The organism is Brevibacterium sp. BDJS002 (assembly GCF_028201555.1).
Taxonomy (GTDB): Bacteria; Actinomycetota; Actinomycetes; order Actinomycetales; family Brevibacteriaceae; genus Brevibacterium; species Brevibacterium aurantiacum.
This window is the reverse complement of the sequence record NZ_CP116392.1, coordinates 2,295,606-2,315,347: the sequence shown is the minus strand read 5'-3', so window position 1 is coordinate 2,315,347 and position 19,742 is coordinate 2,295,606. Positions and strand designations below refer to the sequence as shown.

Annotated in this window: 24 protein-coding genes; 15 read left to right on the top strand and 9 right to left on the bottom strand. The window is 63.3% G+C overall.

Going from position 1 to position 19,742, the window contains the following annotated elements; genetic code table 11:
- The first annotated feature begins 263 nt into the window (after window positions 1-263).
- The gene (locus tag PGC08_RS10925; RefSeq protein WP_009881367.1) at window positions 264-1,241 is read left to right on the top strand and encodes a heme o synthase; all 978 of its coding nucleotides are present in this window, start codon (window positions 264-266) and stop codon (window positions 1,239-1,241) included.
- 137 nt (window positions 1,242-1,378) lie between these two features.
- On the opposite strand, the gene PGC08_RS10920 is transcribed toward PGC08_RS10925, so the two are convergent.
- The 4 genes from PGC08_RS10920 to PGC08_RS10905 are packed head-to-tail and all read right to left on the bottom strand — an operon-like array spanning window position 1,379 to window position 4,416.
- Window positions 1,379-1,843: a VOC family protein gene (locus tag PGC08_RS10920; protein ID WP_009881366.1), complete on the bottom strand. Its 465-nt coding sequence runs from the start codon at window positions 1,841-1,843 to the stop codon at window positions 1,379-1,381.
- Window positions 1,806-2,705 carry a COX15/CtaA family protein gene (locus PGC08_RS10915; RefSeq protein WP_009881365.1) on the bottom strand — a complete coding sequence of 300 codons (900 nt, stop codon included), beginning with the start codon at window positions 2,703-2,705 and terminating at the stop codon, window positions 1,806-1,808. Before PGC08_RS10915 ends, PGC08_RS10920 begins: the two co-directional genes overlap by 38 nt.
- 8 nt (window positions 2,706-2,713) lie before the next feature.
- Window positions 2,714-3,457, bottom strand: coding sequence for an ABC transporter permease (locus PGC08_RS10910; RefSeq protein WP_271708415.1), 744 nt, complete (start codon window positions 3,455-3,457; stop codon window positions 2,714-2,716).
- A gap of 32 nt (window positions 3,458-3,489) precedes the next feature.
- Window positions 3,490-4,416, bottom strand: coding sequence for an ABC transporter ATP-binding protein (locus PGC08_RS10905; RefSeq protein ID WP_009881363.1), 927 nt, complete (start codon window positions 4,414-4,416; stop codon window positions 3,490-3,492).
- Window positions 4,417-4,519: 103 nt separating this feature from the next.
- Here PGC08_RS10905 and PGC08_RS10900 point away from each other — a divergent pair, with 103 nt between their 5' ends.
- From PGC08_RS10900 to PGC08_RS10855, 10 genes are all read left to right on the top strand, one after another.
- A complete protein-coding gene (locus PGC08_RS10900; protein WP_009881362.1) occupies window positions 4,520-5,239 on the top strand; it encodes a helix-turn-helix transcriptional regulator in 720 nt (239 codons plus the stop codon).
- Window positions 5,236-6,666: a Fe-S cluster assembly protein SufB gene (gene sufB / locus PGC08_RS10895; protein WP_009881361.1), complete on the top strand. Its 1,431-nt coding sequence runs from the start codon at window positions 5,236-5,238 to the stop codon at window positions 6,664-6,666. The genes PGC08_RS10900 and sufB overlap by 4 nt, the downstream gene beginning before the upstream one ends.
- A 34-nt stretch (window positions 6,667-6,700) precedes the next feature.
- On the top strand, window positions 6,701-7,876 hold the full coding sequence (gene sufD, locus PGC08_RS10890) for a Fe-S cluster assembly protein SufD (protein ID WP_009881360.1): 1,176 nt from the start codon (window positions 6,701-6,703) through the stop codon (window positions 7,874-7,876).
- Window positions 7,873-8,196, top strand: a complete 324-nt coding sequence (locus tag PGC08_RS10885; RefSeq protein ID WP_009881359.1) for a non-heme iron oxygenase ferredoxin subunit — start codon at window positions 7,873-7,875, stop codon at window positions 8,194-8,196. Before sufD ends, PGC08_RS10885 begins: the two co-directional genes overlap by 4 nt.
- 50 nt (window positions 8,197-8,246) lie before the next feature.
- Complete coding sequence (gene sufC, locus PGC08_RS10880) at window positions 8,247-9,005, top strand: Fe-S cluster assembly ATPase SufC (RefSeq protein ID WP_271708414.1); 759 nt, start codon at window positions 8,247-8,249, stop codon at window positions 9,003-9,005.
- Entirely contained in the window at window positions 9,005-10,255 is a 1,251-nt protein-coding gene (locus tag PGC08_RS10875; protein WP_009881357.1) for a SufS family cysteine desulfurase, read from the top strand. The genes sufC and PGC08_RS10875 overlap by 1 nt, the downstream gene beginning before the upstream one ends.
- Window positions 10,256-10,265: 10 nt before the next feature.
- Window positions 10,266-10,733 (top strand): Fe-S cluster assembly sulfur transfer protein SufU, encoded by a 468-nt coding sequence (gene sufU, locus PGC08_RS10870; protein ID WP_009881356.1) that lies wholly within the window; start codon window positions 10,266-10,268, stop codon window positions 10,731-10,733.
- Between the two features lie 2 nt (window positions 10,734-10,735).
- Window positions 10,736-11,071, top strand: a complete 336-nt coding sequence (locus PGC08_RS10865) for a metal-sulfur cluster assembly factor (RefSeq protein WP_009881355.1) — start codon at window positions 10,736-10,738, stop codon at window positions 11,069-11,071.
- A gap of 209 nt (window positions 11,072-11,280) precedes the next feature.
- Window positions 11,281-11,970 carry a ribonuclease H family protein gene (locus PGC08_RS10860; protein ID WP_096145584.1) on the top strand — a complete coding sequence of 230 codons (690 nt, stop codon included), beginning with the start codon at window positions 11,281-11,283 and terminating at the stop codon, window positions 11,968-11,970.
- Complete coding sequence (locus PGC08_RS10855) at window positions 11,967-13,565, top strand: ABC-F family ATP-binding cassette domain-containing protein (RefSeq protein ID WP_271708413.1); 1,599 nt, start codon at window positions 11,967-11,969, stop codon at window positions 13,563-13,565. Before PGC08_RS10860 ends, PGC08_RS10855 begins: the two co-directional genes overlap by 4 nt.
- A 36-nt stretch (window positions 13,566-13,601) precedes the next feature.
- Here the strand turns inward: PGC08_RS10855 and PGC08_RS10850 are convergent, their stop codons facing one another.
- The 3 genes from PGC08_RS10850 to PGC08_RS10840 are packed head-to-tail and all read right to left on the bottom strand — an operon-like array spanning window position 13,602 to window position 15,132.
- Window positions 13,602-14,504 carry an SURF1 family cytochrome oxidase biogenesis protein gene (locus tag PGC08_RS10850; RefSeq protein ID WP_271708412.1) on the bottom strand — a complete coding sequence of 301 codons (903 nt, stop codon included), beginning with the start codon at window positions 14,502-14,504 and terminating at the stop codon, window positions 13,602-13,604.
- The gene (locus PGC08_RS10845) at window positions 14,504-14,716 is read right to left on the bottom strand and encodes a hypothetical protein (RefSeq protein ID WP_143921730.1); all 213 of its coding nucleotides are present in this window, start codon (window positions 14,714-14,716) and stop codon (window positions 14,504-14,506) included. The genes PGC08_RS10850 and PGC08_RS10845 overlap by 1 nt, the downstream gene beginning before the upstream one ends.
- The gene (locus PGC08_RS10840; protein ID WP_271708411.1) at window positions 14,713-15,132 is read right to left on the bottom strand and encodes a DUF3099 domain-containing protein; all 420 of its coding nucleotides are present in this window, start codon (window positions 15,130-15,132) and stop codon (window positions 14,713-14,715) included. The genes PGC08_RS10845 and PGC08_RS10840 overlap by 4 nt, the downstream gene beginning before the upstream one ends.
- Before the next feature lie 147 nt (window positions 15,133-15,279).
- Here PGC08_RS10840 and PGC08_RS10835 point away from each other — a divergent pair, with 147 nt between their 5' ends.
- The 3 genes from PGC08_RS10835 to PGC08_RS10825 all read left to right on the top strand — a co-directional run bounded on the left by PGC08_RS10835 (window position 15,280) and on the right by PGC08_RS10825 (window position 17,392).
- On the top strand, window positions 15,280-15,990 hold the full coding sequence (locus PGC08_RS10835; protein WP_271708410.1) for a beta-ketoacyl-ACP reductase: 711 nt from the start codon (window positions 15,280-15,282) through the stop codon (window positions 15,988-15,990).
- 97 nt (window positions 15,991-16,087) lie between these two features.
- Complete coding sequence (fabI, locus tag PGC08_RS10830) at window positions 16,088-16,846, top strand: enoyl-ACP reductase FabI (protein WP_009881346.1); 759 nt, start codon at window positions 16,088-16,090, stop codon at window positions 16,844-16,846.
- A 42-nt stretch (window positions 16,847-16,888) separates the two neighbouring features.
- Window positions 16,889-17,392 (top strand): SixA phosphatase family protein, encoded by a 504-nt coding sequence (locus PGC08_RS10825; protein ID WP_009881345.1) that lies wholly within the window; start codon window positions 16,889-16,891, stop codon window positions 17,390-17,392.
- A gap of 91 nt (window positions 17,393-17,483) precedes the next feature.
- Here PGC08_RS10825 and serB read toward each other — a convergent pair whose 3' ends face one another.
- Both serB and PGC08_RS10815 read right to left on the bottom strand, forming a co-directional pair.
- Window positions 17,484-18,164, bottom strand: a complete 681-nt coding sequence (serB, locus tag PGC08_RS10820) for a phosphoserine phosphatase SerB (RefSeq protein ID WP_009881344.1) — start codon at window positions 18,162-18,164, stop codon at window positions 17,484-17,486.
- Complete coding sequence (locus PGC08_RS10815; protein WP_009881343.1) at window positions 18,161-18,895, bottom strand: hypothetical protein; 735 nt, start codon at window positions 18,893-18,895, stop codon at window positions 18,161-18,163. The genes serB and PGC08_RS10815 overlap by 4 nt, the downstream gene beginning before the upstream one ends.
- 44 nt (window positions 18,896-18,939) lie before the next feature.
- Between PGC08_RS10815 and PGC08_RS10810 the strand changes: the two genes are divergently transcribed.
- Entirely contained in the window at window positions 18,940-19,725 is a 786-nt protein-coding gene (locus PGC08_RS10810; protein WP_069600222.1) for an ABC transporter ATP-binding protein, read from the top strand.
- Window positions 19,726-19,742: the final 17 nt, after the last annotated feature.

Genomic DNA, 19,742 nt, shown 5'->3' with positions numbered 1-19,742 from the left:
GATCCTTCGTTCGTCTTAGAGGCGTGCACTCAAACTCTACCGTGCCGGGTGATAAACGCGAGGGGTGAGATCACCAACGCTGAGATCGCGACCGCAGTGGTGCTCAGCAGCGAGGTGGTGGTTCCTGTTTGCGGCGGTCGGCGGCATCATCTGGATCCCGCTGTTCCTTTCTGGTCCAGTGCTCCTTTCGGCTCCAGAATCGGACTCCGAAACGCATCCGCCACCGACTGGCAAAATATTCGACAGAGGGTAGAATCGAGTGCGTGAGTGAACTTCGTCAGAACCAGGACACGCAGAGTGAACGCCCTCTGCAGAGGGCAATCGACGAGGAGCGACTCTCAAAACGTCCCCGCTCGATCATCAGTGCCTACATTGCACTGACCAAGCCTCGAGTGATCGAACTCCTGCTGGTGACCACCGCTCCGGTGATGTTCCTCGCCGCGCAGGGAATGCCGAATATCTGGCTGGTCATCAACACGCTCATCGGCGGCGCGGCAGCTGCCGCCTCCGCTTCGGTGTTCAACTGCTATGTCGACCGTGACATCGACGCGAAGATGGAACGGACCAAGCACCGTCCGCTCGTGACTGGTGAGATCACGCCCCGGGCCGCACTCATCTTTGCCTTTGCCCTGGGCCTGGGATCGATCTTCTGGCTCGGCGGCACCACCAACTGGGTGACCGCCGGCCTCACCGCTTGTGCGATCCTGCTCTACGCGGTCTTCTACACGCTGATCCTCAAACGTCGCACCACGCAGAACATCGTCTGGGGCGGCGCCGCGGGCTGCATGCCCGTCCTCATCGGCTGGTCCGCTGTCACCGGCGGACTCGCATGGGAAGCGCTCCTCCTGTTCCTCGTAGTCTTCTTCTGGACCCCGCCGCACTACTGGCCGCTGGCGATCAAATACAAGGCCGACTATGACGCCGCAGACGTTCCGATGCTGCCGTCGAAGGTGCCGCCGACGAACGTCGGTCGCCAGATGATCGCGTACACCTGGGCCATGGTGCTGTGCTCGCTGGCACTCATTCCGCTTGCCCCCATGGGCCCCGTCTACACGGCTGTGGCTGTTCTCGCCGGCGCTTGGTTCCTGTTCTCCTGCTACGCCCTCGTCTCTCGGGCGAAGAAGGGTAAGAGCGGAACATCACTGAAGGCGATGAAGGTCTTCCACGGCTCGATCACCTACCTGTCGCTGCTCTTCCTCGCAGTCGCAATCGACCCGTTCGTTCTCCCCGGCTTCTGGTAAGTCGCTGCTCGTAAGCCCGGCCGAGTAACGGTTCTACAAATGCCAGCGGCGTATTCTGCCGCTGGCATTTGTATTTCCTCAGTTAGCGCGGCAGCAGAGGCCGCCCGCGCCAGCGTGCCCCACCCAGCGTGACTCAATCACCCGGCGTTGATGAGGTCCTCGATGACGATCTTCTTCATTCCCATCAGCGCCTTGATCTGCGCATCGCCGGTCATCAGCTCGCCCAGATTCGCGGGAACGATCTGCCAGCTCAGTCCGTACTTGTCCTTGAGCCAACCGCACTGTTCGGACTCGGGGACAGCGGACAGTGAGGTCCAGTAGTGGTCGATCTCGGCCTGATCAGCGCATTCGACCGTCAATGAGATCGCTTCGTTGAAGTGGAACATGGGGCCGCCGTCGAGGCAGATGAAACGGGTTCCGTCGAGGACGAAGACCCCGGTGATGACCTTCCCGCTCATTCCCTTGTAATGGGGATCCAGCGACTCATCGGGATAGCGTTCGATGGAGACGATGTGCGAGTTCGGGAAGACGGAGCAGTAGAACTCCATCGCCTCCTCGGCGTGATCAGTGAACCACAGGCTGGGCACGATCGGTGTTGGCATGGGTACTCCTCGAGTATGCGCTGTCCAGGACGGCAACGCTTGCCGCGATCGTAGCCGAGAGCCCGATCATATGGAATGCCACGAGGACGATCGGCACACCGGTGAAGTACTGGACATAGCCGATGAGACCCTGCGCGAGCTCGACGATGAGGAGCACGACGAGGGGCTTGACCATGACGCTGTGCCGCTTGATCGCGATGGAGAGGGCCACGATCGTGGCGATGACCATGAGCCAGACAGGGAAGGCATGCGCGCGGGTGATCCAGATGTTGTCCAGACCATTGCGTGTCGACATGGTCGAGCCCGAGTGCGGGCCGGCACCGGTGGTCAGCACACCGAAGAAGACGACGATCGCGGTGAGGACGAGGATGGTCCAGCCCAGCGCGGGCAGCGGAGACGGTGCTTTCTCACCGGTGCGAATGCCCGTGTCGTAGGTGCGGCGTACGAAGTAGGCGGCGACTCCCACCGCAATGGCGGAGGGGACGAAGTGCCCAGCCACGACCCAGGGGTTGAGCTTCGTCCACACGGTGATTCCGCCGACGATGGCTTGGACGGGCACGATGGCCAGCAGTCCGAGGTTGAGCCAGAACAGGTCGGGACGCTGCTTCCGCGACTTCCAGAGCATGAGGAAGATGACGACGCCGATCATGGCGAGAACCACCGCCAGCGTGCGGTTCCCGAATTCGATGAGGCCGTGAATGCCCATCTCCGGTGTCGTCACCAGGGAGTCCGGGGTGCATTTCGGCCAGTCGGTGCAGCCGAGGCCAGACCCAGTGAGCCTGACGATGCCACCGCTGAAGATGATGCCGGCCTGTGCGATGAGCATGACCCAGGCAGCGACGCGGATCTTCTTTGTGACCATTTCTCTCCTCATTCGAATCGGAACCACCTGCGTGCCGCAAGCGTTCCCAACAGCCCCCACACGAGGAGCACGATCAGTGCCTTGATATCGAAGCCAGCTCCGCCGACGGCCGCACGCATGGCATCGCCGAGAGCACCAGAAGGCAGATAGCCGACCACGGTGCCCCATTCTCCGGGATGTGCGATGACGAGCCCGCCCACGCCTGCCATGAGCACCCAGATCAGGTTGGCGCCGGCCAGAGTGGCCTCGGCGCGCACCGTTCCTGCCATGAGCAAGCCTAAGGACAGGAGTGCCGCGGTGCCAAGCAGTGTGGTCAGGATCAGTGCGAAGGCGTTGACGGGGCCATCGAAGCCCAGCCCCAGCGCGATGGCGAAGGCAAGTAGGAACTGGATGATGACGACGGTGATGACGGCGCCGAGCTTGCCGAGGATGAGTCCGTTGGCACCCAGCGGCGTCGTCGCCAACTGGCGCAGGACCCCATAGCGACGGTCGAAGGCCGTGGCGATCGCCTGCCCCGTGAACGCGGTCGATGCCAGGCAGAGACTCAGCGCACCGGGAAGTGCCACGGTCAGTGGGTCGGTCAGTGGATCGGTGCCCTCCGGGACGAGGCCGAGGGCGCCCAGCAGCGGGGTCTTCGCGAGGAAGATGAGCATCCCCAGCGGCAGAATGAGGGAGAGCAGCAGCTGTTCGCCGTTGCGCAGGACCGAGATGGTCTCGAACTTCGTCTGCGCGATGACGCGCTTCGTTCTCATGCGAGGCATCTGGTTTGTCGGGGGCAGCTGGTTCATCGCAGCGGCCTGCCCGTGAGTTCGAAGAACACGTCGGCCAGCGACTGCGAGTGCATGTCGATGTCTGTGATCGCCAGACCCGCCTCGGCGACGGCAGTGCACAGGGCCGCGATCTGGCCGCTGCTCAGGTCTCCGTCGATGACGAAGCCCGATCCCACCGCCGAGGTGGGGGCGATGGTGCTCATCGTGGAGCTGAGTTCGCGGTGTGTCTGGTCCAATGGACGATCGACGGTGATGACGAGTCGGCGGCCGGCGGGGGAGGCGTTGCGCAGATCTTCGGGCGCACCCTGGGCGATGATGCGTCCCCGATCGATGACGATGACCTCATCGGCAAGCTCCTCCGCCTCGGCGAGGTCATGGGTCGTCAGGACCACCGCCACCGAGGCGGCCGCGAGCTCACGGATGAAATCGTGGACGACCGCGCGTGCCTGCGGATCGAGACCGGCGCAGGGCTCATCGAGGAAGACCAGTCGCGGTCGGCCGATGAGTGCGGCGGCCAGGGCCACGCGCTGCTTCTGGCCGCCGGAGAGTCGGCGGATCGTGCGTGAGGCGAACTCATGGATGCCCAACGGCTCGGCGAGTTCGTCGATGGTCAGCGGATTGGGATACAGCGACGCCAGATGCCGCAGGACCTGGAGCGGCTTGGCGCTCATCGGCAGACCGCCGTCCTGGAGCATGACACCGGCAAGAAGGGAAGTCTGGTCGTGGCGGCGGTAAGGGTCGAGCCCGAAGATCTCGATCTGACCGGCATCCGGAGGCCTCGTGCCCACGGCCAGAGAGATCGTCGTCGACTTGCCTGCACCATTGGGGCCGAGCACACCGAGGATGGATCCGGTGGTGGCATCGAGGTCGATTCCGTCGACGACGTGGTGTGCGCCGTACGAGTAATGGAGACCACGAATGGTGAGGGCCGATTCTGACACCACACCATTCTACGACGCGTCGAATCGGCCCGTAGTTAGGCTCACCTAGTTTTACGAAACAAATTACGCAACAATAGTGTTGTGTTAGTCAAGGAGGTGGAGAATGGCTGCGAACGACACAGAAGATCGCCGTACCAGGGAGAAGGTATTTCGATCGGTGCTCGATGAAGGGCCGATCACTGCCTCGGCGTTGGCGAAAAGCCTCGACCTGACTCCCGCGGCGATTCGTCGTCACATGGATGCGCTGGAGACCGAGGGCCTCATCGAGGTCCGCGAGCTCGCCGGCAAGCAGGCAGGCCGTGGAAGACCGGCCAGGCATTACGTGGTCACCTCGCGTGGCCATGGGTCCGTCACCCACTCATATGACCAGCTGGCAGTCGATATCCTGCGGTTTATGAAGGACCGAGTCGGTCCCGAAGCCGTTGAGGAATTCACCGAGGACCTGGTCGCGAAACTCCGCGACAACCTCGGCGGGGAACTGGACCGACGGGGAGGCACCACAGTGGCTTCCCGCTCCCGGGGCCTGGCTGCGGCATTGACCAAGGAGGGTTACGCCGCTTCGGCGACACCGGTGGCGGCCGGAACCCCTCTCGAAGCGATGCAGCTGTGCCAAGGACATTGTCCGATCCAGGCAGTCGCCTCCGAGTTCCCCGAGATCTGTGAAGCAGAGCTCGCCATGTTCTCGGACTACCTGGGCGTCGATGTCCGCCGTCTGTCCTCATTGGCCCACGGCGACCACGTCTGCACCACCCACATTCCGACCTCGGAACTCACCAGACCACTCATCCACAGCAATGATCGACCTCAAGGAGGTTCACGATGACTGACACAGGCAATCGGATCATCGATGCGAATCCCGAGCTCAAAGACCTCGGACAGTACGCATACGGTTGGCACGACGGAAACGACGCCGGCGAGTTCGCCGCGCGCGGACTCTCGGAAGAAGTCGTCCGCAACATCTCGAAGTTGAAGGACGAGCCGGACTGGATGCTGCAGCGTCGACTCAAGGCGCTGAAGCTGTTCGAGAAGAAGCCGATGCCCAGCTGGGGTGCAGACCTCACGGGAATCCACTTCGACGACATCAAGTACTTCGTCCGCTCCACCGAGGGACAGGCCACCTCCTGGGAGGACCTGCCCGAGGACATCCGCAACACCTATGACAAGCTCGGCATCCCCGAGGCGGAGAAGCAGCGCCTCGTCGCCGGTGTCGCCGCTCAGTACGAGTCAGAGGTCGTCTACCACCAGATCAATGAAGAGCTCGAGAAGCAGGGCGTCATCTTCATGGACACCGACACCGGTCTGCGTGAGTACCCGGAGATCTTCGAAGAGTACTTCGGTTCGATCATTCCCTCCGGTGACAACAAGTTCTCAGCGCTGAACACCGCGGTCTGGTCCGGCGGCTCCTTCGTCTACGTCCCCAAGGGCGTCCACGTCGAGATCCCGCTGCAGGCCTACTTCCGCATCAACACCGAGAACATGGGCCAGTTCGAGCGCACCCTCATCATCGCCGACGAAGGCTCGTCGGTGCACTACGTCGAGGGCTGTACAGCACCGATCTACAAGACCGACTCGCTGCACTCGGCAGTCGTCGAGATCGTGGCCAAGAAGGATGCGAAGGTCCGTTACACGACCATCCAGAACTGGTCGAACAACGTCTACAACCTCGTCACCAAGCGTGCCATCGCCGAAGAGGGCGCTTCCATGGAATGGGTCGACGGCAACATCGGCTCCAAGGTCACCATGAAGTACCCGGCCATCTGGCTCACAGGGGAGCACGCCAGGGGAGAGACCCTGTCCGTGGCATTCGCCGGCGAGGGCCAGCACCAGGACACCGGTGCGAAGATGGTTCACGCCGCTCCGAACACCCACTCCTCGATCGTGTCGAAGTCCGTGGCCCGTGGCGGCGGACGTTCCGGCTACCGTGGACTCGTCCACGTGAACCCCGGAGCCAAGGGCTCGTCGAACAACGTCCTCTGTGACGCACTCCTGGTCGACAACATCTCCCGGTCGGACACGTACCCCTACATCGACATCCGCGAGGACGATGTGACTCTGGGTCACGAGGCCACCGTGTCCAAGGTCAGTGAGGATCAGCTCTTCTACCTCATGAGCCGCGGCATGGAAGAGACCGAGGCAATGGCGATGATCGTGCGCGGGTTCGTCGAACCGATCGCTCGCGAGCTGCCGATGGAATACGCCCTCGAGCTCAACCGCCTCATCGAAATCCAGATGGAAGGTGGCGTGGGCTGAGTCAGCCTGCCACCGTCTGCTAAAGGAGTTTTAAGTGACTGATACCACCAATCCGCTGGGCCTTGATGAGCACTCTCATGGCGCCGGCGTCCAGGTTCCCGATTCCAAGCGGGACGCACGTACACGCAGCTTCGATGTCGCCGACTTCCCCGTCCCACACGGACGCGAAGAGGAATGGCGCTTCTCCCCGGTGCGCAAGCTCAGTGATTTTTTCACCGATGCTGCCTCCGAGTCGAAGCTGACCACGAAGGGCGACCTGCCCGAGGGCATCTCCGTCGAGGAGATCTCGCTCGAGGCCGCTCAGGAACTGGGCATCCTCGAACCCGAGGACCGGGCCGCAGTCGTGGCCGCCAACCGCGCCTCGACCGTGACCCACTACTCGGTTCCGGCCAACACCGAACTGAGCGGTGCCGCAATCATCCACGCTGACGGCACCGGCGACGACATCTCCCACGGACATGTCGTCGTCTCGGTCGGCGCGAACGCGAAGGCGACCGTCGTCATCGAGCACGAAGGTCTGGCCCGGCATTCCGAGCTGGTCTCCCTCGTAGTCGGAGACGGCGCCGACGTGACCTTCGTGTCCCTGCAGCTCTGGGACGACGCGTCACAGCACCTGGGCCAGCACGACGCGATCGTGGGCAAGGATGCGAAGCTTAAGCACATCGCCATCAGCCTCGGTGGAGACATCGTGCGCCTGAACACGAACGTGCGCTACTCCGCAGCCGGGGGAGAGGCCGAACTGCTCGGACTCTACTTCGCCGATGCCGGACAGCACTTCGAGCACCGCACCTACATCGACCACAACACGCCGAAGGCCACGTCGAACGTCCACTACAAGGGCGCTCTTCAGGGCAAGGACGCACGCAGCGTCTGGATCGGCGACGTGCTCATCCGCCCCGAAGCTCTCGACATCGACACTTACGAGCTCAACCGCAACCTCATCCTCAGCGATGGTGCGCGTGCCGACTCGGTGCCGAACCTCGAGATCGAGACCGGCGACATCGCCGGTGCGGGACACGCCTCCTCGACCGGACGCTTCGATGAGGAGCACCTGTTCTACCTGATGAGCCGCGGCATCCCCGAGGAAGTCGCCCGTCAGCTCGTGGTCCGCGGATTCTTCAACGAAGTGATCCAGAAGATCCAGGTCCCCGAGATCGAAGAGGTCCTCAACGAGCGAATCGAGGAAGAACTCTCCCGGAGCGTTCTGTGACCATGATCGACGTTGCGGCCGCCGACGAGGTGGCCGCGGGAGCGACGATGCGCATCGAAGTCGACAACTTCGAGATCTGCATCGCCCGCGACTCCGATGGCACGATCCACGCCGTCGACGATCTCTGCACTCACGGCGAAGTATCGCTGGCCGAGGGCGAAGTGGAAGGATGCGCCATCGAATGCTGGCTGCACGGCTCCCAGTTCGATCTCACCTCCGGCAAGCCGCTGAGCCCACCGGCCTTCGAACCGATCGCAGTCTATGACTGCAAGGAGATCGCCGGCCGCATCCTGATTGACCCGAGCACAGTGCTCAATTGACCAGCACGCTCAACTGATCACCACGCTTACCTGAACTGAAAAGGATTGACATGTCCACTCTGAAAATCACTGACCTGCACGTCAGCGTCAACACCGAAACCGGTCCCAAGCCGATCCTCAACGGCATCAACCTGGAGATCAACTCCAACGAGACCCACGCCATCATGGGCCCCAACGGCTCCGGCAAGTCCACCCTGGCCTACTCCCTGGCCGGTCACCCGAAGTACCAGGTGACCTCGGGCACCGTCACCCTCGACGGTGAAGACGTCCTCGCGATGTCCGTCGACGAGCGTGCCAAGGCAGGCGTGTTCCTGGCCATGCAGTACCCAGTCGAGGTTCCCGGCGTGACCGTGACGAACTTCCTGCGTTCGGCTAAGACCGCAATCGACGGCGAAGCTCCGAAGCTGCGTCACTGGACCAAGGACCTCAAGGCCGCGATGGAGAACCTCCGCGTGGATCCCGAGTTCGCCAGCCGCAACGTCAACGAAGGATTCTCCGGCGGTGAGAAGAAGCGCCACGAGATCCTCCAGATGGAGATGCTCAAGCCCAAGTTCTCGGTCCTCGACGAGACCGACTCCGGCCTCGACGTCGATGCCCTGCGCATCGTGTCCGAGGGCATCAACCGGGTCCGCGAGACGACCGATGTCGGCGTTCTCCTCATCACGCACTACACGCGTATCCTCAGCTACGTCAAGCCTGACCACGTGCACGTGGTCATCAAGGGCAAGGTCGCTGAAGAAGGCGGACCGGAACTGGCCGAACGCCTCGAGAACGAAGGCTACGACCGCTTCCTGCAAGCACCGGCCTGATGTTCGCTCGACTTCGGAACGACTTCCCGATCCTGGACACCAGGGTCGGGGAGTCGCCTCTGAGCTATCTTGACTCGGGCGCGACTTCGCAGAAGCCGCAGTGTGTCATCGACACATTCACCGAGTACTACTCGCAGCGCAACGCCGCTGTCCATCGCGGGGCGCATTCGCTCGCGGTGATGGCCACCGACGCGTTCGAGGCCGGCCGGGAAGCTGTGGCCAACCTCGTCGGCGGAACACCGGAACAGGTGTGCTGGACGAAGAACGCCACCGAGGCCCTCAACGTGGTCGCGCTCGGCATCGACCGAGCCAGCCACGGCTTCGGCGGGGAATCCGCGCAGCGCTTCAACCTCGGGTCCGGCGATTCGATCGTCGTGACCGAGATGGAGCACCACGCGAACCTCGTGCCCTGGCAGCAGTTGGCGCACTCGACCGGCGCCACGCTCCGGTGGATTCCCGTCACTGATTCCGGTGAGCTCGACCTCAGTGATCTGGACACCATCGTCGATGAGACCACGAAGGTCTTCGCCTTCACCCATGTCTCCAACGTGCTCGGCACCATCAACCCGGTCGACACACTCGTCGCCCGAGCTCGAGAGGTCGGCGCCCTCGTCGTCCTCGACGCGTGCCAATCGGTCCCGCACATGCCCGTGAACTTCGTTGACCTCGATGTCGACTTCGCGGCCTTCTCCGCGCACAAGGCACTGGGGCCCACCGGCCTCGGCACCCTGTGGGGCAAGTCGGAGCTGCTCAATGCACTGCCCCCGGTCCTGACCGGCGGATCCATGATCACCACGGTGACCATGGAGGATTCAGAGTTCATGGACGCACCACAGCGCTTCGAGGCCGGAACCCAGCCCGTGGCCGAGGTTGCGGCGTTCACCACCGCGGTCAACTACCTCGCCGAGGTGGGCCTGGACAAAATCTTCGACCATGAGCGAGACCTCACCCGAGTTCTCCTCGACGGAATCGCAGAGATTCCCGGCATCACCGTGCTCGGCTCGGCCGAGGACCGGATCGGCACCGTGGCCTTCGACGTCGACGGCGTCCACGCCCACGATGTCGGCCAGTATCTTGATTCCCAGGGCGTCGCGGTCCGGGTCGGTCACCACTGTGCTCAGCCGCTGCACCGGCGTTTCGGCGTCACCGCCACAACCCGGGCGAGCACCTACCTGTACAACAACACCGAGGACTGTGAGCGGTTCCTGACCGCTCTGGCCGAGGTACGTCCCTTCTTCGGCGTTCAGTGAGGTCTCGGTCATGAGCACACAGATGCAGCAGCTCTACCAACAGGTCATCCTCGACCACTCGCGGGAACGGATCGGCAACGCTGATCTGCTCGGAGACATGGCCGCGGGGCCGCACGGCTCCTCGCACCAGATCAATCCCACGTGTGGGGACGAGATCGAACTCGAAACCGAGTTGGGCAGCGACGGCAGCATCGTCGTGCGCTGGACCGGCGACGGGTGCTCGATCTCGATGGCCTCGGCTTCGGTTCTGTCCGAGCTCGCCGAGGAGAACACGCTCGAGGGCATGCTCGATGTCGAAGCGAAGTTCCACGAACTCATGCACTCCCGTGGGACAATGGCAGGGGACGAGGAAATACTCGGCGACGCCGCGGCGTTCTCCGGAGTGTCGAAGTTCCCGGCCAGGATCAAGTGCGCACTCCTGTCCTGGGTGGCGTTCAAGGATGCACTCAACCAAGCCCAAACGTCTCTGAAGGAGTAAGAATGCCCGAAGTGATAGACGCACCGCAGAATGCAAGCATCGACGAGGTGCGCGAAGCGATGATGGATGTCGTCGACCCTGAGCTCGGCGTCAACATCGTCGATCTCGGACTCGTCTACGGCCTCTCAGTCGAAGACGACGGAACCGCCGTCGTCGAAATGACGCTGACCTCAGCGGCCTGCCCGCTGACCGACGTCATCGAGGACCAGACGGCTCAGTGCCTCGAAGGCATCGTGCCGGCCTACCGGATCAACTGGGTCTGGATGCCGCCATGGGGTCCGGAGAAGATCACAGACGACGGTCGCGAACAGATGCGCGCCCTCGGCTTCAACATCTGATCTTCGTCACCTGAGACGTCCCCGCGGGGACGTCGCACCCTCACCTCGCCGAGGTGGGAGCATCGATTCCGGTGCCCCCACCTCGGCGATGTTCGTGAGTACCTGTGTACCGGTCCCGAGCCGGCAGGGGTTGTGCAGATCACCCGCCCTGAACGCGGGGGCACGGGCTCGGCATGAAAGAATGAAGACCGACTTTCCTAGGAGAACCATTGACGATCATCGCGGCCGCAGACGGGTCAGCCCTCGGCAACCCCGGACCCGCCGGCTGGGCTTGGTATGTCGACGATGACTGCTGGCACGCCGGCGGATGGAAAGAATCGACGAACAACCGCGGTGAGCTCATGGCCGTCCTCGACCTGCTGAACTCCACAGCCGACGCCGGTGAGGACCTCAAGGTCTTCTGCGACTCCAAGTACGTCATCAACGCCCTGACGAAGTGGATGCCCGGCTGGAAGCGCAAGGGATGGAAGAAGGCTGACGGCAAGGACGTCCTCAACAAGGATCTCCTCGAACAGCTCGACTCTGCGCTGAAGGGCCGTGAGGTCGAATTCGAATGGGTCAAGGGCCACAGCAATCATGCGATGAACGAGGCCGCCGACGATCGCGCCCGGGCCGCCGCGACCGCCTATCAGAAGAACTCCACGGTTCCCTCCGGGCCCGGATACGTCCCCGCGGGGACGTCGGAGTCGGTCACCGCGCCCTCAGCCGAAGACGATCTGGTTGCAGAAGAGGCTCCGGTCGCAGGTACAGCACCCGTCGCAGACGAGGCCACGACCTTGGTCTCCTGTCGCGTCCCCACTCACATCGCAGACGAACTCGTCTCCCGGGCACAGGCTCAGGGAATCCACCCGCAAGAATTCTTGGCCGACATCATCGGTCGCAGTTTGGAGAATGAATGATTCAGGCATCCGACCTCGAAGTCAACGTCGGCGCCCGTACGCTGATGTCCGAGGTCTCCTTCCGTGTCGACAAGGGCGACCGTGTCGGCCTCGTCGGACGCAACGGTGCGGGCAAGACCACCCTGACGAAGGTGATCATGGGAGGGCACATCGCCGCGAAGGGCAGTGTCTCCGTGTCGGGATCGGTGGGCTACCTGCCGCAGGATCCCCGCAGCGGCGACCCGCAGGCCACCGGTATGGAGCGCATCCTCTCCGCTCGCGAGCTCGACGTCCTCGTCAAGCGTCTGCGGAAGGCCGAGCACCAGATGGCCTCTCCCGATGAGAACGTTTCGATGAAGGCCATCGACCGCTACCCGCGCATCGAAGCCGAATTCATGGCAGCAGGAGGCTATTCGGCCGAGTCCGAGGCCTACGCCATCGCAGCCAACCTCGGCCTTGACGAAGATCTCATCAATCAGGAGATCGGCACCCTCTCCGGTGGTCAGCGGCGCCGCGTGGAACTGGCCCGAATCCTGTTCTCGGCACCTGACACCATGATCCTCGACGAGCCGACGAACCACCTCGACGCCGAGTCCGTGCTGTGGCTGCGCGACTACCTCAAGGGCTACTCCGGTGGGCTCATCATCATCAGTCACGACCTCGATCTCATCGATGAAGTCGTCAACAAGGTGTTCTTCCTCGACGCGACCCGCCAGACCATCGACATCTACTCGATGGGCTACCGCCTCTACCTCAAGCAACGTGAAGACGATGAGCGTCGTCGCCGTCGTGAGCGCGCCAATGCTGAGAAGAAGGCCTCGGCACTGACCGCCCAGGCCAACAAGATGATGGCCAAGGCCACGAAGACTGTCGCCGCCCAGCAGATGGCCAAACGCGCCGAACGTCTGCTGTCGGGCCTCGACGCCGAACGCAGCTCCGAGAAGGTCGCGAACCTGCGATTCCCGGCCCCGGCAGACTGCGGACGCGTGCCGTTGACAGCAGAGGGACTCTCACGCAGCTTCGGCTCGACCGAGGTGTTCACCGGCGTCGACCTGGCCATCGACAAGGGCTCTCGCGTTGTCATCCTCGGCTACAACGGTGCCGGTAAGACCACCCTGCTGCGCCTGCTGGCCGGCCTCGACGAACCAGACTCGGGTGAGGTCGTGCCCGGCTTCGGGCTCAAGCTCGGCTACTACGCGCAGGAACACGAAACGCTCGATCTCGAACGCAGCGTGTTGGAGAACATGAAGCGCAACTCGCCGCACCTTGATGACACCGCGGTGCGCAATGTGCTCGGTTCGTTCCTGTTCTCCGGCGATGACGTCCACAAACCCTCGAAGGTGCTCTCCGGTGGCGAGAAGACTCGTCTGGCTCTGGCCACACTCGTGGTCTCCAGCGCCAACGTCCTCCTCCTCGACGAGCCGACGAACAACCTCGACCCGGCCTCGCGTGAGGAGATCCTCTCGGCCATTCGCCGCTATGAGGGTGCCATCATCCTCGTCACCCACGATGAGGGAGCCGTCTCCGCACTCGATCCTGATCGTGTGCTGCTGCTGCCCGACGGTGACGAAGACCTGTGGAACGACACCTACCTGGACCTCGTCACGCTGGCCTGAGGCTCGACCGCTGGCTCAGCTGTGCCGGAAGCGTGCTCAGCTGTGCCTGAAGCGGTCCTCGATGTACTCGTCTTCTTCGGCCTCGGCACGACCGTGCACGCTGGCTGATCTCAATCGGTTGCGGCCGTAGCGGTTGCCGGGCTGCGAGATCTTCGCACCCGCGCCCAGCGCCGCCTTGTCGATCACGACGTACTCGACGTCACCGGTGACCTTCTCGGCAGCCTCGTCGTCGGCTCGTCGCTCACGCCTGGCTGAGATCGACACGGCGATGATGATCATGATGCCGAAGGTGAACCACTGGAGCATGTAGGACAGGTGGTTGCCCGGGTCGAGATCCGGTGCCGGCAGAGGCGTCAGCCCGGATTCGTCGGGCAGGCCGCTGCCGGTGTGGACGACTTCCGCATAGACGTTCTCGTATGCCGAGTCCATACCGGGGATCCGGGCGGGATCGATGGCCTTGATCAGCCCATCCGGATTGTTGTCCTCGGAACCGTCCTGGGCCGGTTGGAGCCGGGCAGCGATGGTCTGCTCCCCGGCGGGTGCCGACGGGACCTGATCGGGTTCTGCGATCCATCCCCTGACGATCGCGATCGTGTCTCCGGACGTGAGTTCGAACGGAACGACGACGTAGTAGCCGACCTTGTCATTGACCGTGCGGTTGCGCGCAAACACGGTATCGGACGTCCGGTAGTGTCCGGTCAGCGACACCTGTCGCCATTCATCGGACTCGTCGAGGTTCGCCGAGGTCGAACCCAGGATGCTCGTGATGTCGACCGGTTGAGACGAATAGTTTGCATTGATCGTCGCGATCTCGTGCTGCCGCTGATCCTGTCGGTCCTTCTGCCACAGTGCCAGGAAGATGCAGGCGATGACGATGATGATGGTCATCGCGATGTATTTCAGCCACCGTGCGCTGAAGAGGAAGGAATAGCGTGACATCAACCGGCGTCCTCCGGGATATCGTCGACGGCAACGTCGCTCTGATAGAAGCTGCGCATGGTCAGGAACTCTCGCAGATAGTCGAGATGTTCGTCACAGGCCAGCCAGGTCTTGCGACGTTTTGGCATGTGCAGGCGGGGATTGTTCCACAGAATTGCGCGGGTGGCCTCTGCCCGGCATCCCTTCGCCGAGCACTGGAGCGTCTCGGTCATGCTTCATCACCTCGAGTCGGGTCAGTGGGATGGGCGCTGCCGTCGGTGTCGTCAGCAGACGCAGCGTCGTCGGATTCCCCGGAGATCGTGTCACCGGAGATCGTCTCGCCGGAAACCGTGTCCCCGGTGGCAGGCGGCAGCTCGGGCATGGGCGCATTGTCGATCAGAGCTGTATCAGCATTGCTGGAGCGCTCACGCCCGGCATTGGCGAAGATCACAGCCGGATAGGGGAGGAGCACGGCACCGGCCACGCAGATCCACATCAACACGGTCAGATCTGCCCGGAACATGAAATAGGCCGCCACGAAGCAGAACGTGCGAATTGCCATGGTGATCGAGTATTTGATGATCCGCGACTTCATGTCGTCATCAAGGGCAGTGTCTGCCGTGGTGATCTGCTGCGGGTGCTTGGACATAGCCTTCTTCGTTCGATTACTGCTACAAAATCATACTCTTCGTTTGTGTGAGTCGTATCGACGCCTGCCGGTTCGCGATAGGTTAGTGACGGTAAGTTTGATCTCAAACGCTGATCAATCTGTATTGTCCACCAACAGGAGAGATTCGTGTCAGAACCACGCATAGTCCTCGTGACCGGAGGAAACCGCGGAATCGGCCGCACCATCGCCGAGGAATTCCTCGCCCAGGGCGACACGGTTGCCGTCACCTCCCGCAACGGAGACGCACCAGAAGGTGCTCTGGCCGTGTCCGCGGACGTCACCGATACTGCGTCCCTCGATGCGGCGTTCGCGGAGATCGAGGAGAAGCTGGGCCCTGTCGAGGTGGTTGTGGCCAACGCCGGAATCACCCGCGACAATCTGCTCATGCGGATGAGTGATGATGAGTTCGAGGCCGTCGTCGACACCAACCTCACCGGCACCTTCCGCACCGTCAAACGTGCCATCACCGGGATGATCCGAGCGAAGAAGGGCCGCATCGTGCTCATCTCCTCGGTGTCCGGGCTCTACGGAGTCCCCGGTCAGGCGAACTATTCGGCCTCGAAGGCCGGACTCGTCGGCTTCGCCCGCTCGGTCACCCGTGAACTCGGCTCACGCGGCATCACCGCCAACGTCGTCGCTCCCGGCTTCATCCGCACCGACATGACGGATGAACTGCCCGAGAAGCAGCAGAAGGAATACCTCGCGACGATCCCCGCGAAGCGATTCGCCGAGGCGACCGAGGTCGCAAAGGTCGTCCGCTGGGTGTCCTCGGACGAGGCCGCCTACATCTCCGGTGCCGTCATTCCCGTCGACGGTGGGCTGGGGATGGGGCACTGAGCCCCGCCAACATCTAGACTTCACACCAAGGGCGTCGGCTCCATAGCCGTCGACGACAACGATTTCACCCACGTTTGAACAGTTTGAAAGGACCACAATGGGAATTCTTGACGGAAAGCGCATCCTCGTCACCGGCGTTCTGACCGAGGCCTCCATCGCCTTCGCAGCAGCCCGCATCGCTCAGGAGCAGGGTGCCGAAGTCATCCTCTCCAGCTTCGGCCGCCAGATGAAGATCACCCAGGTGATCGCCGAACGCCTGCCCGAGACCCCGAAGGTCATCGAACTCGATGCCACCAACGAAGACGACCTGGCCGCACTGCCTGAGCGCCTCGAAGGCAACATCGACGGCATCGTCCACGCCATCGCCTTCGCCCCCAAGGACGCACTCGGCGGCGTGTTCCTCGACACCCCCTGGGACTCCGTGTCCGCAGCGATCCACGTCTCGGCGTTCTCGCTCAAGGCCATCACCGTGGCCGCGAAGCCCGTGCTCAACAAGGGTGCCGGAGTCGTCGGCCTGACCTTCGACGCCACCATCTCCTGGCCGGTCTACGACTGGATGGGCGTGGCCAAGGCCGCCTTCGAGTCCACGGCTCGCTACCTCGCGAAGTACGTCGGCGAAGACGGAGTCCGCGTCAACCTCGTCTCGGCCGGACCGCTGAAGACCACCGCCGCCACCTCGATTCCCGGATTCGGGACCCTCGAAGACATGTGGGGCGACCGCGCACCGCTGGGATGGGACCAGAAGGACACCACCCCGGCAGGCAAGGCGATCGTCGCCCTGCTCTCGGACTGGTTCCCCGCCACCACCGGCGAGATGATCCACGTCGACGGCGGATTCCACTCCACCGGCGCCTGAACCGGACCACCCGACACCCACACTGATCCGGAGAACACGACGATGCCTGTGCTCATTCTCGCCCGCCATGCGAAGGCCGAGGCCGAAGGCCCAACGGACTTCGAACGCTCGTTGAACGCCAAGGGCCTGACTCAGGCTGTTGAGGCCGGAGCCGAAATCGCCGAGCGCTGGTCACCTGACGTGGCCATCGCCTCGGCGGCTCGGCGCACCGTCCAGACCGGGCAGGCCGTGGTCGAAGCCGTCAACCGGAACAACGGGGAACCCGAAACCGGTACCGGCCTCGAACTGCGCCAGGACGAGTCCCTCTACAACGGGGGAGTCGAGGACTGGATCGACGCGATCAACTCGATCCCGGCCGATTCCCAGTGCGCCTATATCGTGGGCCACCAGCCCACCGTCGCCGAGGTGGTCGGTCACCTCAGCAGCTCATCGGGGGTCCCGGACGAGTTCCGTCCCTCCTCGCTCGCAGTCTTCACACTTGAGAGCTGGGACATCGAACCCGGGAATTATCCGGAGCCCGAGCTGCGGGTCTTCCTCGGCGTCTGAACGCCATAGCCAAGAGAGAACTCAGGCGTCTGAACAAGGTTCAGGCGCCTGAGTTCTATTCACGCGTGGTGAGGTTCACGCGTGGTGAGGCTCACACCTGTGCGCGTGTTTCGATGAGGGTGAGCACCTCTCGCAGATCACGATTCGTCACCGCGGCGTCAGCGGCGGCGACAAGTGCCGGTTTGGCACAGAAGGCCACACCCAGACCAGCGGCCTGGATCATTCCGATGTCGTTGGCTCCATCGCCGACAGCCACGGTCCGGGCCGGATCACAGTCGTACTTGGGGATTAGCTGCGAGAAGATCTCGGCCTTCGCACTGGGATCGATGACACGACCGCTCGTGACACCGGTGAGCAGTCCATCGTGGGAGTCGAGACCATTGGCAAAGACCTCGGTGATGCCCATCGCCTCCGCGACAGGAGCGATGATCTGAGTGAAGCCACCGGAGACCAACGCCACGACGCCGCCACCGGACTGGACTGCGGCAACCAGCTCGCGGGCACCCTGCGTCAACGTGATCTGAGCACGCACCTCATCGAGGACGGAGACCGGCAATCCCTTGAGCAGCGCCACGCGCTCGGCCAGGGAAGCGGCGAAGTCCAACTGGCCGGCCATGGCCCGTTCGGTGATGTCGGCGACCTGAGCCCCCACCTCGGCGTGGACGGCGATGAGGTCGATGACCTCCTCGTTGATGAACGTCGAATCCACGTCCATGACGAGGAGCTGGATCGAATTGCCTGGCATCGGGGCTGCGGAGTCTGAGTCATTCACCCCTTCATCGTAGCGACAGCCATGATGTAGTCGGCGGCCGCGGGGTGCAGGCGCGAGAGCAGATCACCGAAGGCCGGCGGTGCGACCGTGGCCGGAGCCAACACGGTGCGCATCCGTTCATGAATGTCCAGGGCGGCATAGATGGCCCGGGCATCGGCGACGGAGGGAATGAGCCGTGAAATCGGGTGGCTGGTGCTCAGCTCCTCCTGCCAGTCCCGCCATGGACCCTCGCGCCAGTCGGCGGGAACCTCGATGGACTCGATGAGGTTGAGCCCCTCCATCACAAGGAGCCGGAGTCGGCGCAGCGCCTCGGCGGGGGTTCCCACCGTGACCGGGCGAAAGACCGTGTCCCGGCAGGCGATGACCTCGACGTTGGCCTCGGCGCCGAGGAGGACCACTCCCACCTGGTGCGACCCCGAGTGGAGGACGATCGGAGCCGTGTGCCGACCGACCCTGAGCCGGTCGGCCTTGTCCACCGGTGGGGTCGTATGCGGCAGGGACGGGTGGTGCAGAGCCAAGCGCGCGTGCGTGATACCGGCGGCCTTCGCCTCGGCGGTGAAGAGCAGCAGACCCGTCGGCGGTGAGGTGCCGAAGACGTCGTCGGCGACGATGAGAGGGACATCACGATCGTCATCGAGGAAGGCAGCACTGACCTCGTCAGGGGCGAGGCTGGAGTGCAGGCGATGGTTCATCGCCAGGGTCAGCAGCAGTGAGTCGGTAGTCAAGTCCATGTCGAACCAGAATAGACGCCGAGCCTGCGATAGAGTTGGCTGATATGAGTGATGTCCTGACTTTGGATTCAGTTTCCGTGCGCCGAGGAGCCAATTTCCTCCTCCAAGATTTCTCCCTGACCGTCTCCGAGGGTGAGCATTGGGCCGTTCTCGGACCCAACGGCGCCGGCAAGACGACGTTGCTGGAAATGGCCGCCGGGCGAATGCACCCGACAACGGGCACCGTCGGAATCTTAGAAGAGCGCCTCGGCCGCGTCGACGTGTTCGAACTGCGTCCGCGCATCGGCTATGCCTCGACCGCGTTGGCCAACCGCATCCCTCTGTCCGAGGCCGTGCTCGACACCGTGCTGACTGCCGCCTACGGCGTCACCGGTCGCTGGGTCGAGGAATACGAAACCGATGACACTGACCGAGCCAAGGACCTCCTCGGCGCGTTCAACATCTCCCACCTGGCCGATCGCACCTTCGGCACCCTGTCCGAGGGCGAGCGCAAGCGGGTGCAGATCGCCCGTGCGCTGATGACGGATCCGGAGCTGCTGCTCCTCGACGAACCCGCCTCCGGACTCGACCTGGGCGGTCGTGAGGAGCTGCTGGCTGCGCTGACGGAGATTCTGTCCTCGAAGTGGGCTCCAGCGACGATCATGGTCACCCATCACGTCGAGGAGATCCCTGTGGGCATCACCCACGTGCTGCTTCTGGCCGAGGGCACCGATCTTGCCGCCGGTCCCATCGATGAGACGCTGACGGCCGACAACCTCTCGGCGACCTTCGGCATCGACGTCAAGCTCACCCGCGACGGGCAGCGGTTCCACGCCCGATCCCAGTACTGAGCATGGACCCAGTTCTC

Coding starts and splice junctions, on each gene's coding strand:
- PGC08_RS10920 (WP_009881366.1), bottom strand. CDS start 1,843: ATGCCAACACCGATCGTGCCCAGCCTGTGGTTCACTGATCACGCCGAG.
- PGC08_RS10840 (WP_271708411.1), bottom strand. CDS start 15,132: ATGTCCAAGCACCCGCAGCAGATCACCACGGCAGACACTGCCCTTGAT.
- PGC08_RS10845 (WP_143921730.1), bottom strand. CDS start 14,716: ATGACCGAGACGCTCCAGTGCTCGGCGAAGGGATGCCGGGCAGAGGCC.
- sufB (WP_009881361.1), top strand. CDS start 5,236: ATGACTGACACAGGCAATCGGATCATCGATGCGAATCCCGAGCTCAAA.
- sufC (WP_271708414.1), top strand. CDS start 8,247: ATGTCCACTCTGAAAATCACTGACCTGCACGTCAGCGTCAACACCGAA.
- PGC08_RS10855 (WP_271708413.1), top strand. CDS start 11,967: ATGATTCAGGCATCCGACCTCGAAGTCAACGTCGGCGCCCGTACGCTG.
- PGC08_RS10810 (WP_069600222.1), top strand. CDS start 18,940: ATGAGTGATGTCCTGACTTTGGATTCAGTTTCCGTGCGCCGAGGAGCC.
- PGC08_RS10865 (WP_009881355.1), top strand. CDS start 10,736: ATGCCCGAAGTGATAGACGCACCGCAGAATGCAAGCATCGACGAGGTG.
- PGC08_RS10875 (WP_009881357.1), top strand. CDS start 9,005: ATGTTCGCTCGACTTCGGAACGACTTCCCGATCCTGGACACCAGGGTC.
- PGC08_RS10915 (WP_009881365.1), bottom strand. CDS start 2,705: ATGGTCACAAAGAAGATCCGCGTCGCTGCCTGGGTCATGCTCATCGCA.
- PGC08_RS10850 (WP_271708412.1), bottom strand. CDS start 14,504: ATGTCACGCTATTCCTTCCTCTTCAGCGCACGGTGGCTGAAATACATC.
- PGC08_RS10815 (WP_009881343.1), bottom strand. CDS start 18,895: ATGGACTTGACTACCGACTCACTGCTGCTGACCCTGGCGATGAACCAT.
- PGC08_RS10825 (WP_009881345.1), top strand. CDS start 16,889: ATGCCTGTGCTCATTCTCGCCCGCCATGCGAAGGCCGAGGCCGAAGGC.
- PGC08_RS10910 (WP_271708415.1), bottom strand. CDS start 3,457: ATGAGAACGAAGCGCGTCATCGCGCAGACGAAGTTCGAGACCATCTCG.
- fabI (WP_009881346.1), top strand. CDS start 16,088: ATGGGAATTCTTGACGGAAAGCGCATCCTCGTCACCGGCGTTCTGACC.
- PGC08_RS10900 (WP_009881362.1), top strand. CDS start 4,520: ATGGCTGCGAACGACACAGAAGATCGCCGTACCAGGGAGAAGGTATTT.
- sufU (WP_009881356.1), top strand. CDS start 10,266: ATGAGCACACAGATGCAGCAGCTCTACCAACAGGTCATCCTCGACCAC.